Origin of the sequence: Paenibacillus sp. 203, assembly GCF_037027525.1 — a bacterium.
In the GTDB taxonomy this organism is placed as follows: Bacteria; Bacillota; Bacilli; order Paenibacillales; family Paenibacillaceae; genus Paenibacillus; species Paenibacillus polymyxa_B.
This window is the reverse complement of the sequence record NZ_JAXCHD010000003.1, coordinates 602,060-614,374: the sequence shown is the minus strand read 5'-3', so window position 1 is coordinate 614,374 and position 12,315 is coordinate 602,060. Positions and strand designations below refer to the sequence as shown.

The following is a 12,315-nucleotide window of genomic DNA, read 5'->3' as shown; positions in this document are numbered from 1 at the left end:
TATTACAACATTGCGCCTGAAGCATTTAATATAATAATGAGATGGAAGCTTATAACAAGCAGACAGAAATCAGTGCAAAACTTATTGAGTTAATTAAAACCAGAGCATCGCAAATCAACGGCTGCGCATTCTTGCTGAAATATGCATGCCGCCGACGCCAAAAAAATAGGTGAATCGGAACAGCACATTTATTGTGTAGGTACTTGGGAGGAATGTATATTTTATTCTGAAGAAGAAAAAGTGGTATTAGAGCTTACGGAACATGTCACGCTTGTTTCACATAAACGTGTTCCGGATCAAGTTTACGATCGTGTGCGGCAACACTACGGGGAAAAAGGATATACGGACTTAATTTTCATCATTAATCAAATTAATGTTGGAATCGGCTTTCTATTGGCTATGAGGCCGAGTAAATTAGCTGACCCGTGTACAGCTCCTAACGGGAACCATTGATAGAACAAATGAAACGTGCCTCCAAAAAGCAGAATCCGTTCGATCATTAAGAAAAGGGGTGCTACTGCGTGAATGAGCCACGTTCTTTTTCTGGGATGTGGTTTTTAATATTTTTTTAGGAGAATCACATGATGAGAAATATTTTGGAGAAACTGACGGGTCAACAACTTGCCGAAGTAAAGCGACAACTGGATATTCGGGAATTAATGTGCAGTTGAGCGGTAACGTCGGCGCCGCGAAAGGGGGGAATCAAAGAAGTAAGTTACACAATTGGTTATTTCCACTTATGGAGCAGTTCAAACAGGTAGAATGGCATTTTATCGGGCATCTGCAAACGAATAAAATAAAGGATGTTGTCAAATATGTCACGTTCATTCATTCTGTGGACCGTTTGAAGTTGGGACAAGCGTTGCATAACTATCTCGTCAAAGAGAACAAGACCATGAATATACTGGTACAAATCAATACCTCCTACGAGGAAAGCAAATTTGGTGCTCCGCCTGAATTGGCATTGGAATTGGTGGAACAATTGTCTCAGTTCGAAACATTAAACATAAAAGGCTTAATGACGATTGGTAAACTAAATGCCACAAACGATGAAACCCGGCACTAATTTCCAATTATTAAAATCTATTCAAACACAAATAAAGGAGAAAAAGTTTCCGCGTGTAGAAATGGATATCCTTTCAATGGGAATGTCCGGAGATTTCAAAGTGTCTATTGAAGAAGGAGCTACTATTATCCGTGTAGGGACAAGTGTATTCGGTCCGCGTTATTTGCCGGACGAATATTATTGGAACGAGAATATGCGCCAGGAAGATTAGAAGAGAGATCATGTAAATAATTAATCACTATTGATGTGGATGTAACCCCTAGCAGATTGACTCTACTGTTAGTTCAGGGGAATCTCTTCAAAATCTTAAAGCGAGTCGAATACAAAAATTCAGAAAAATTTGGAGACAAAAAATGAAGACAGGTACAAAGCGGGTTAAAAGAGGGATGGCAGAAATACAAAAAGGTGGTGTCTATGAAGGTTGTTTCCATTCCAGTTATGGCAAAGGCTCGCATAGGCCATTACCTTGAGGCGAAAATTCTTGAATCAATGGGCGTTGACTACAGTAATGATGAATCTATTCACGTAGAGGCATAAATCCGTAGACGTCACTATAAGCCCAGATAGATGATCAATCACCGTCTCTACGAGATTCGAAGAAACTATCTTCTCCAATTATTAAAAGAGAATATGGGTTAAAGGGATTATCCTATTCTTTCTTTTAGCACCAATTGCAGTTAATTGTCCCTAGCTTTTAGGGTGTAGAAATACTAATTTGCTATTCCGTTAACTAAAACCCAATGAGGAGAGGCTGTTTGAGTTGCCGACTCCCTTATTATATTGCTAACCTGATTCAAAATTCGTGTGCATGATAATCTCGACATCGTCATTCTAAAAGGGGATTTCCTAGACATATTTTCGATAATGAATTGAAGAAGCTTTATAACCGTTTTTTTGCGCTGCCATAACCGTTCATTTCGGGCGGTCGCACGTGCTATGTGACTTTAAATAAGGAGGAATTTTGGGTGGAATTTACTGAACTGGTTCATGAGTTGAGAGGCGAAGTAATTGAGAATGTACACTACGGAGCGATTTGTGTAGTGGATGAGAGAGGGAAAGTTGTCCATCGGGCGGGCGATCCTGAACATATGACCTTTCTCCGCTCGGCGGCCAAGCCTTTTCAAGCTATCCCTGTGTTGAAGCGGCGGATTCCGGAAATCTATGAACTGACCGGGGGAGAGACAGCTTTGTTTGCTGGGTCTCATCGTGGGGAGGAGTACCATATCGCTGCGCTCGAGTCAATGTACAAGAAAATCGGTATCGACGAAAATAAGCTTCACTGCTGCGCTACCTATCCGTTGAACGAGCACGCCAAAGAAGCTCGTCACCGGGCGCGCGAGCCAAAACGGCGTATCTTTCACAACTGTTCGGGCAAGCATGCCGGCTTGATCGCGCTGTGTAAGCATATGGGCTGGGACGAGAAGACATATTATGAATCTGATCATCCGGTACAGCTGGAAATCGTCGATACACTTGCTTATTTGGCCGAGGTGCATAAGGAATCGATTCAGGAAGGGGTTGACGGATGCGGCCTTCCAATCTTCGCGCTTCCGCTTCGCAACATCGCTCTTTCCTATATGAAGCTCGCATGTACGGATTTGATTGGCGAAGCCGACATTCGCTTTGCCGCCAGCTCCATCGCCAAACGGATGAATGAGCATCCCGAAATGATTGCAGACACGAAGTTTGTTTGCTCTGAGCTGCTTCGTGACGACAACCTGGTCGCCAAATGCGGGGCCAAAGGGGTGTACGGTATCGGGCTGCGCAAGGAGCGACTCGGCATTGCGCTCAAAGTGGCGGACGGCGCCGAATATGTATGGCCTTGCATCATCGCTTCAATTTTCGAGCGGCTCGGTTACAACAAAAGGGAGACGATAGACCGATTGTATTCATTGGCGCCGAATGTGATGATCAACGAAGATGGCAAGGAGGTTGGCCTGCGCAAAGCCGTATTCGATTGGGCGTGAATAGTTGAAAGAATTACGAAATAACTGTCGAAAATGAATTTCTCGCCAGCCTCAGGGCAGTAATTGAAGAGTTTGATCCGGATCCATTCATGAAGGCTCAAAATAAATACAGTTTGCCTTGGTGGGAGAATTTCTCGCCAATGCTGCTTGTTAGAGGTGTAATATGACAAAGATAGATTTCGATAACACGCAGCTGCCTTCACCCAGTTACATCGTTGACGAGAGACTGCTGAAGCGTAACCTAGAAGTACTGGATTCAGTACAACAACGTACTGGAGCCAGCATCCTGCTCACTCTTAAAGGATTTTCGATGTGGTCCACGTTCCCTCTTGTACGGGAGTATCTTAAAGGGGTAACATCCAGTTCCCTATTTGAAGCTCGTCTCGGCTTTGAGAAAATGGGCAAGGAAGTTCACGCATACCAGCCAGCATACAGCGATCATGAAATTGATGAGATGCTTAGCTATGTAGATCACATAGTCTTTAACTCCTTTAATCAGTTGAAGAAGTTCAAAGACAAAGTGAAGAATGTGAAAGGCAAGAACATCGAGATCGGCCTGCTGGTAAACCCTCAATATTCAGAGACAGAGACCGCTCTATATGATCCTTGTTATGCTCATTCCCGTCTTGGTATCACACTGGCGAATTTCAAGCCGGAAGAACTGGATGGTGTGGACGGTATTCATTTTCACAGCTTGTTCGAACAGAATTCCGATATACTGGAGCATACAATCAAGGTCGTAGAAGATAAATTCGGCGAGTACATTCATAAGATGAAGTGGCTGAACTTAGGTGGCGACCATCATATTACTAGACTGGATTATGATATTGAAAAGCTCATTCGCATCATTAATCAATTGAAAGAAACGTACAACGTGGAAGTCTATCTGGAGCCAGGTGAAGCAATTGCCTTGAACACGGGTTACCTGACAGCGACTGTATTTGATATCGTTACCAACGGAATAGAAATCGCCATTCTAGATACTTCTGCGGAATGCCACATGCCTGATGTACTTGCAATGCCTTATAGACCGCAGATTATTGGTGCCGGGCTACCTGGCGAGAATGCGTATACGTACCGTTTGGGCGGTATAACTTGTTTGGCTGATGACATCATCGGTGACTATTCTTTCGAGAAGCCGTTGCAAGCGGGCGATAAACTGGTCTTCTTGGACATGCCCCACTATACTATGATTAAAAATCAAATGTTTAACGGTTTGAATCTTCCTTCAATTGTAACATTTAACAAAGAGGATGGCTTCAAGGTAGTAAGTCAATTCAAATATGAGGATTATACCAATCGTTTGTTTTGATCCTTAACTTTTATATAGTTATGTGTATCTTCTACCTGAGAACGCAGAGGGGGGGCAAAATGAAATGTATGAATAGAAAACCGATCCATCAGTTATTAGGTAAAAGAGGCCTAAAGTTTTTTAAATTTAAGAGTATAGAATTGAGAAAAGAGGTCGTCAGTAAAATGACGGCCTAAAGTGTGTTTTTGAAATTATGGATGTTTCATTTACAAAAAAACTGATCGTATAATGATTTATATATTTGGAGAGGCAGTAGAAATTCCTAAATATGTAAATAATTCAATATAAAGAATTCGTTTTCATTATAGAAAAAGCGATTTTATAGGCTAAAACAATCATAATAATTATAAATATGAAATTGATTTAAATTTATTAAAGTAGATAAGATATTGAAGAATAAGCAAGCTTTTTAGATCAATTTGGGAGTAAAGCTAAACGATAACGTGAAGGTCAGCAAAGCCTTAAGTTCTGGTTCCTATGTTTAAATACTTTCTTTAATCTTTCTACTCATAGATGAAATAAGAAAGCTGTCGGGTGATAAGAACATTATCTCATTAATTGCTGCGAAAATCGCGGCTTTTTTATCCTATTACCGATTTTGACAAGAATATTATCCCATTCCCAACGAACCAATCATCGAAGGTTTATATTTTAACAGCTTTTTTGTTTATCGGTACAAGTTAGTGTCCGGAGTCGACAACAAAAACTTGTACCAGTTAACTCAACAAATATGAATTCATAGCCGCCTGAATTTTTGCCGGTTATCATTAAGTGCCGCGGCATAAGAACATTGATGATGAATACCGACGTCTGGTCAAAAGAAGGTGCAATTAGCAGGTCACCAGATAAGGGTAGGAAAAACCCGTTTAGTTCGGTCTTCATTTGATGACCGTATCGGAGAAATTCCACTGAATAAATACTTAGCTTTTTACTAATCAAAAACAGAAACATTTAATGAATTGCTGAATTGATTGGCAGAGACTCCATTAGAAAAAAGCCGTAGAGCTAGATTTTAGATGAACAATCCTCCGAAGTAAGTGAAAAATTATGATATCGTTAGAAGCAATAAATGCAAAATAGGATAGATTGTAACAAATGAGATCGCCATTCAATGTTAAAGGATGGCGTTTTTGTATGTGAAAGTTCAAGTTTAGTTCTCATAATTATGTACTATCAGAATAGTTTCCAGTGTACACCCTGCCCCCCTGTATTCAAGCGGTTATGAGCGTTTAGACTTCCCCACCACCCAGTGCCTAATAAATGAGTTTTTATCGAAATCGGGCAGTTAACCCTCCTCCCGCCCAACCTTCTACTAAAGCGGCTCTTTCACAGAAAATTTCAACCATGTTTTAGTTACTGGTTTCTTGTCTCGTAATACTTTTGCCCTGTTAGCATTTATTTGATTCGTAGATAATGGCTATGATAATAAGACTAAGAATATTGGGAAAAATATGTAGACTTTGGTAGTGGTTATTAGTAGAATAGTCCTAAAAGGGGAGAGGTAAATGTCGTATTTGACGTTCAACAAACTTAATAGTATGCCGCAGACAATTCAAAAATCACTTAATGGAAACACTCAATTTAATAAACAATACACTGTTTTTCTTTCGCATCGTCATACAGATAAAGAAGCTGTGAAAAAAGCAGTAGGTTTTTTGGCACAATTTGGCCAAAAAACCTATATTGATTGGCTTGACCACAGTATGCCTAGTAGAACTTCTTCAGAAACGGCTGATAAATTGAAAAATAGGATTACTAAGTCCAATAAATTTGTTTTGTTAGCTACTCCCAAAAGTCTTGAATCAATTTGGATTCCTTGGGAGCTGGGGATTGCTGATGGCGTAAAGGGATTGGAGAGAATTGCTATTCTCCCGCTAGTAAATAACGATACCAATTGGGATGAAAGAGAATACTATGGTCTATATAATTACATTGAACAAGTTTCTGATGGTCGGTGGGGAGTTTTTAAGCAAGGAGAGTCAACAGGAGTTCCTTTAGAGAGCTGGTTTGAGGTCTAAACGAGGGGGAAAGTCATATGGATAGAGACGTTGCTGAGTTTCTGAAAACTTACAAAATAGCCATTGAAGATTCTACTGCCGCCATATTTGCTGGTGCGGGTTTATCTAAACCCGCTGGGTTTGTAAATTGGAAAGAGTTGCTTCGAGATATAGCTAGTGACATTAGGCTTAATATTGATGTTGAATACGATCTTATAGCAGTGGCGCAATACCACGTAAATGAAAATGGAGGGAACAGAGGGAAAATAAATCAAACACTTATTGATGAGTTCACTAAAGATGCTGAGATTACTGATAACCATAAAATACTATCCAGGTTACCTATAGGTACATATTGGACAACTAATTACGATACTTTAATTGAGGAAGCATTGAAGAATGAGGAAAAGAGAATAGACGCAAAAATAACTATTGAGAATTTAGCACATACGAAACCTAATAATGATGCAATTATCTACAAAATGCACGGTGATATTTCACTTCCTCATGAAGCTGTGTTAACCAAAGACGATTATGAGAATTACAACAGCAAAAGACAATTATTCACAACGGCTTTGCAAGGAGATTTAGTTTCAAAGACGTTATTGTTTATTGGGTTCAGCTTTGATGACCCTAACTTGGGATATATATTAAGTCGCATAAGAATCTTGTTGGAAAAAAATCAACGAACTCATTACTGTTTTATGAAAAAAGTACATCGAAACGATTTCAAAGATGAGTCTGAATTTCAGTATGCTGAAATTCAGCAAACACTAAAAGTTAACGATTTAAGGCGTTATAGTATAAAAGTCTTGTTGGTAAATCAGTATGAGGATATTACCGCTATACTAGAAAAATTGGAGCAACAATATAAAAGGAGAAACATATTTGTTTCAGGAAGCGCTTCCAATTACGGGAGTTGGGGAGAACGGCGTTGTTTTGAGTTTTCGAGCAATCTTAGCAAAGCGATTATTAATAATGGTAATAATATTGTTACAGGTTTTGGCATAGGAGTAGGAAGCTGTGTGATTTCAGGAGCATTAGAGGAGGTTTATAAAAAGCGAAATCAACGGGTAGAAGATAGGCTAATATCAAGGCCTTTTCCTCAAAATACAACTGGAAAAATTCCATTAAAAGAATTGTGGACAAGGCATCGTAATAACATGATTCAGAGTGTTGGAATTTCTGTTTTTATTTTTGGAAATAAGGTTGGTGATACATCAGGTGAGATTATAGAAGCTAACGGTATGATAGAAGAGTTTGAGATAAGCTTGAGGCTTGGGGTAATACCTATCCCAATAGGAGCGACTGGCTTTACCGCCAGAAAGATATGGGAAGCTGTTATGAAAGACTTTGAGCAAATTGTTCTTGATACAAGTTTGAAAGGGAAGTATGAACTGCTGGGGGATGAAAGTCAACCGGATGAAGTATTAATACGTAATGTAATTGAAATTATAAACGAACTTGAGAAAAGAAAAAAATGATATAAGGGGGAATAAAGATGGCGCGAAAAACATTCATTTCCTATAAATACAGCGAAGCGCAAGGGACAAGAGATAAGATTATTGGCGCTCTCGGAATGGATGCTCGCTACTACCAAGGAGAAACTAGTACATCACCGAATTTGACAGATAGAAAGACAGAGACAATTAAGAACCATCTAAAAAAAATGATTTTTGATACTTCGGTGACCATAGTTGTTATATCTCCGAATATGAAGCTGAGTAATTGGATTAATTGGGAAATTGAATATTCCTTGAGAGAAACAACTAGAGAAGACAGAACTTCTAGAAGTAACGGGATTGTGGGTGTAATCCAAAAGGATTATTATTTCGGTGGCTATGGATGGATTCTTAATTCGATTAGAAATCCAGATGGATGCAGTTCAAGGAGCATTGATGAAAGTAAGTTATATGATATCATTATCAAAAATCGAACAAATCTTAAGAATCCTATATATGCATGTCCGACTTGCCAAAGTGTGGATTCTTTGAATGGTTCATATATATCCTTAGTAACCGAAGATGATTTTATCTCAAATCCTAATCAGTATATTGAAAATGCTTACGAGAAAAGTAAAAAAATTAATGTATTTAATATTACAAAACAAATTAATGCTCAAAAAAATTGGTGGTCTTCTTTTTTATAAATATCATAACGAAATTGAAAATTGTTTTATCTAGAGTTTGTTCATAGAGGAGCCATAGTTTTATTCATAAATTCTTAAAATCCTCCATTCTACCCGTACAATTGATACAAAACAACTGGATGATTGACCATTAAATACACTGTAAACCCGCTTCGAAGCTATCAAAAGGCAAAGAGACAAAGCTTATATTTTCATCCAATGCATCACTAAATGTCTCAGCTAATTGTGAACCGGTGAGAGCCTCCGGGCCTGGTGCCGGTATAATACTTCCTGCAAGTTCAGGATGTCTTAAAGCATAGTAATGATATTGCGCTGCATCATTGATGCTGATTCACGAGATAGGTTTATCTGCAGGTACTGGATAGGATAGTACCCCATTATTCAGTGTCCCAAGCTTTAAGAGTCTAATTTAACAAGAGAGCAAAAATCCACCGTGAATTTGTGCGGTGGATTTTTGTGTTAATGAAGGGCAATTTTTTACCCTGCCATCGCATTAACTTACCATTGAGGATGACATGGATAGTGTTTTATTATCAAATAACAGCCCCCTTACAAAATTTAATACAAGACAAACATTTTGAATTGAGCAATTTTTTATCCTATGGAAGGGTTGTATGTCCATCCAATCTTACAGGAGGTCAAAAGGGGCTTATTGAATGGAGCGAGAAGTGGTGAAGTGGGGCAATAACCTTCTTCGGAGAAAGTAATAGGAGGGCAGTTGTTTTCGAACAAAAATTACTGGCCAATGTCGGTAACGAGCATTTTTTTAATTGAATTGGAACCGGTTTCATAATATTAGGAGGAGAGAAATATGGATTACAAGCAAGTAGCAACTGACATCCTGAATGCTCTGGGAGGTAAGGAAAATATAACGGCAGCTGCGCATTGTGCGACGCGATTGCGGCTCGTTCTTGAAGATGAATCTTTGCTTGATCAAAAAGCGCTTGATCAAATGGATGTTGTTAAAGGGACTTTTTCCACAGGAGGGCAATATCAAATTATCCTTGGAGCCGGGATTGTAAATAACGTGTATGGCGAGTTCGCCAAACTTACGGGTCTCGGAGAAATGTCCACCGGCGATTTAAAGACGGCAGGAGCAGCTAAAATGAATCCGCTTCAACGGCTTGTGAAAGCCCTTTCCGACATTTTTGTTCCGATCATTCCGGCGATTGTTGCCGGGGGTCTATTAATGGGGATCAACAATGTTCTGACTGCCAGCAATCTGTTTGGTCCCAGGTCTCTGGTCGAGATGTACCCTGGTATTGCCGATTGGGCAAGCATTATTAATTTATTCGCCAACGCTCCTTTTGTTTTCCTTCCCATCCTGATCGGCTTCTCGGCCACTCGCAAGTTTGGTGGAAATCCTTATTTGGGTGCGGCGCTGGCCATGATTATGGTCCATCCCGATCTGCTTAATGGTTACAGCTACGGCCAGACACTTGTAGATGGGACAGTACCCACCTGGCAACTGTTCGGTTTCTCAATCGAAAAGGTTGGCTATCAGGGAACGGTTCTGCCAGTACTGGCCGTATCCTACATTTTATCGGTAATCGAGAAAAATTTGCGAAAGGTAATTCCATCTTATCTTGATAATCTGTTGACTCCCTTGCTGTCTGTCCTCATTACCGGCCTCTTGACCTTTGCTGTTGTTGGACCGGTCCTTCGCGCCGCGGGCAACGGACTGACAGATGGTCTCTTCTGGCTCTATGATACGACGGGTTTCATTGGAGGAGGTATTTTCGGTTTTTTCTATTCTTCGATTGCCATAACGGGAATGCATCACAGTTTCCTCGCTGTGGATACCCAACTATTGTCGGATATTGCTAAGACGGGCGGATCCTTCTTGCTTCCGATTGCCTCGATGGCGAATATCGCTCAGGGCGCGGCTACGCTGGCCGTCTTTCTCATCACACGCAACAGCAAGACGAAGAGTATCGCCTCAGCTGCTGGCATATCCGCGCTGCTCGGTATTACCGAACCTGCAATGTTCGGAATCAACCTGAAGCTTCGCTATCCGTTCATTGCTGCGATGATCGGTTCCGGCCTGGCTTCCGCCTATATTGCTTACGCACATGTGCTGTCCATTTCGATGGGACCGGCGGCGCTACCCGGTATTATCGCAATCCGTCCACAGTCCATCGCTGATTTCTGTATCGGCATGGGCATCAGCTTTCTGGTTACGTTTCTCATCACCCTGTTCTGGGGCAAGCGAAAAAATGCGTCAGCCTCAGGGGAGACTTCAAACGAAGCAGCGGATCGACCGTAGGTTTAAGCATGCTTGGAACTATTTTGCAGTAAGGAGGTTGCTGTGGAAGTGGAGTGGACAAAAGAAGAGAGATACAGAAGATTAGAAGATACCGATCCGGATGAAATCTCCGGTCTGGCCGCCAGAGTGGCAAGGTGCCCCTGGCGCCAGGGGTATCATATCCAGCCTGAGACAGGGTTGCTGAACGACCCGAATGGATTTGCTTTTTTTCATGAAGAGTATCATTTGTTCTATCAATGGTTTCCTCTCGGCCCTGTGCATGGTCTCAAATATTGGTATCATACCAGCTCCCCGGATCTCGTTCACTGGACGAACCGGGGGGTGGCGTTAAAACCGGACCGGGATTTTGACAGTCATGGAGTATATTCGGGCAGTGCAATCGAACACAATGGGCGATTGTACCTCATGTACACCGGCAATACACGTGATAAGAGTTGGGAGCGAATGCCTTATCAGTGTATGGCTCAAATGGAGAGAGATGGACGTATACATAAGTTCTCCTCCCCGGTTATAAGCGGACCTCCGTCCGGATATACCGATCATTATCGCGACCCCAAAGTATGGAAACAGAAAAATTGCTTTTATGCCGTAATTGGAGCGCAACGTTCCAATCTTACTGGCTGTGCCATGCTCTATCGCTCCATTGATCTTTACAAATGGGAAGAGGTTGGCGAACTGCATACCCGTTTGTCCGATTTCGGCTATATGTGGGAATGTCCGGATTATTTTGAATTTGACGGTCAGGGGGTTCTCTGCTTCTGTCCGCAGGGAGCGAAGCTGAACGACCCTGGTAATATTTATCCGTCGGGTTATGTAATCGGTGATCCACTGAATGTGGAGACGGGAGAGTTTCGACATGGGAATTTTCGCTTGCTGGATCGTGGTTTTGATTTCTATGCTCCCCAGACAACATTAACGCCGGATGGCAGACGAATTCTGGTCGGCTGGATGGGTCTGCCGGATATTGTCTATCCCACAGACGATCACGGTTGGGCCCACTGCCTGACGCTGCCGCGTGAATTGCGCGTGGAGGACGGCCGATTGTACCAGGTTCCCGTTCGTGAACTTCAGGCTATCAGAGGAAGGGAAAGGTTCGCGGACGGGAAAATTTCAAACGATACGCTTAGTCCGGCCGGTTTTGCCGGCTCCCGCTACGAGCTGATAATAGAATTCAATAATGTAGACGCCGTCGAATTTGGTATTAGACTGAGAACAGGAGAAGAAGAAGGGACGAATCTGGTATGCAACACCAGGGAATCCAGGCTTATGCTGGATCGAACGCTGTCCGGAAGGCCGATTGCAGAAGAATTTGGTACGGTCCGAAGCTGCAAGGTGAATCCTTTGGCTGTCAAGCTGCATTTGTTTATGGATACATCATCTGTAGAAGTGTTCGTAGATGACGGCCGCGAGGTCTTTACCGCGCGAATATTCCCCCACGAGGAGAGCCGGGGATTCTCCATTTTCGCCAAAGGCGGTGATGTTCTATACCGTGCCAACATGTGGGCAATTGAAGTAGAGGGCAGCCAACTGAATGTTTTAGGAACTGGAGGGTGAGGAA

Annotated in this window: 7 protein-coding genes and 3 pseudogenes; all 10 read left to right on the top strand. The window is 41.7% G+C overall.

Features of this window, described 5'->3' with window-relative positions; genetic code table 11:
- Positions 1–36: 36 nt before the first annotated feature.
- The 10 genes and pseudogenes from WA407_RS09220 to WA407_RS09175 all read left to right on the top strand — a co-directional run bounded on the left by WA407_RS09220 (position 37) and on the right by WA407_RS09175 (position 12,311).
- Positions 37–413 (top strand): annotated as a pseudogene (locus WA407_RS09220) (carboxymuconolactone decarboxylase family protein).
- A 314-nt stretch (positions 414–727) separates the two neighbouring features.
- A pseudogene (locus WA407_RS09215) lies at positions 728–1,277 on the top strand (YggS family pyridoxal phosphate-dependent enzyme); the annotation flags it as partial.
- A 142-nt stretch (positions 1,278–1,419) separates the two neighbouring features.
- Positions 1,420–1,588, top strand: a pseudogene (locus tag WA407_RS09210) (pyridoxal 5'-phosphate synthase lyase subunit PdxS); the annotation flags it as partial.
- 443 nt (positions 1,589–2,031) lie between these two features.
- Entirely contained in the window at positions 2,032–3,033 is a 1,002-nt protein-coding gene (locus WA407_RS09205) for an asparaginase (RefSeq protein WP_336077193.1), read from the top strand.
- A 163-nt stretch (positions 3,034–3,196) separates the two neighbouring features.
- Positions 3,197–4,345 carry a carboxynorspermidine decarboxylase gene (nspC, locus tag WA407_RS09200; protein WP_336077192.1) on the top strand — a complete coding sequence of 383 codons (1,149 nt, stop codon included), beginning with the start codon at positions 3,197–3,199 and terminating at the stop codon, positions 4,343–4,345.
- A 1,505-nt stretch (positions 4,346–5,850) separates the two neighbouring features.
- Positions 5,851–6,363 carry a toll/interleukin-1 receptor domain-containing protein gene (locus WA407_RS09195; RefSeq protein WP_052646741.1) on the top strand — a complete coding sequence of 171 codons (513 nt, stop codon included), beginning with the start codon at positions 5,851–5,853 and terminating at the stop codon, positions 6,361–6,363.
- A gap of 17 nt (positions 6,364–6,380) precedes the next feature.
- Entirely contained in the window at positions 6,381–7,826 is a 1,446-nt protein-coding gene (locus WA407_RS09190) for an SIR2 family protein (RefSeq protein ID WP_336077191.1), read from the top strand.
- 17 nt (positions 7,827–7,843) lie between these two features.
- Positions 7,844–8,491 carry a TIR domain-containing protein gene (locus WA407_RS09185; protein WP_336077190.1) on the top strand — a complete coding sequence of 216 codons (648 nt, stop codon included), beginning with the start codon at positions 7,844–7,846 and terminating at the stop codon, positions 8,489–8,491.
- A gap of 811 nt (positions 8,492–9,302) precedes the next feature.
- Positions 9,303–10,757 (top strand): sucrose-specific PTS transporter subunit IIBC, encoded by a 1,455-nt coding sequence (locus WA407_RS09180; protein WP_336077188.1) that lies wholly within the window; start codon positions 9,303–9,305, stop codon positions 10,755–10,757.
- 48 nt (positions 10,758–10,805) lie between these two features.
- Positions 10,806–12,311: a sucrose-6-phosphate hydrolase gene (locus tag WA407_RS09175; protein WP_336077187.1), complete on the top strand. Its 1,506-nt coding sequence runs from the start codon at positions 10,806–10,808 to the stop codon at positions 12,309–12,311.
- Positions 12,312–12,315 lie beyond the last annotated feature (4 nt).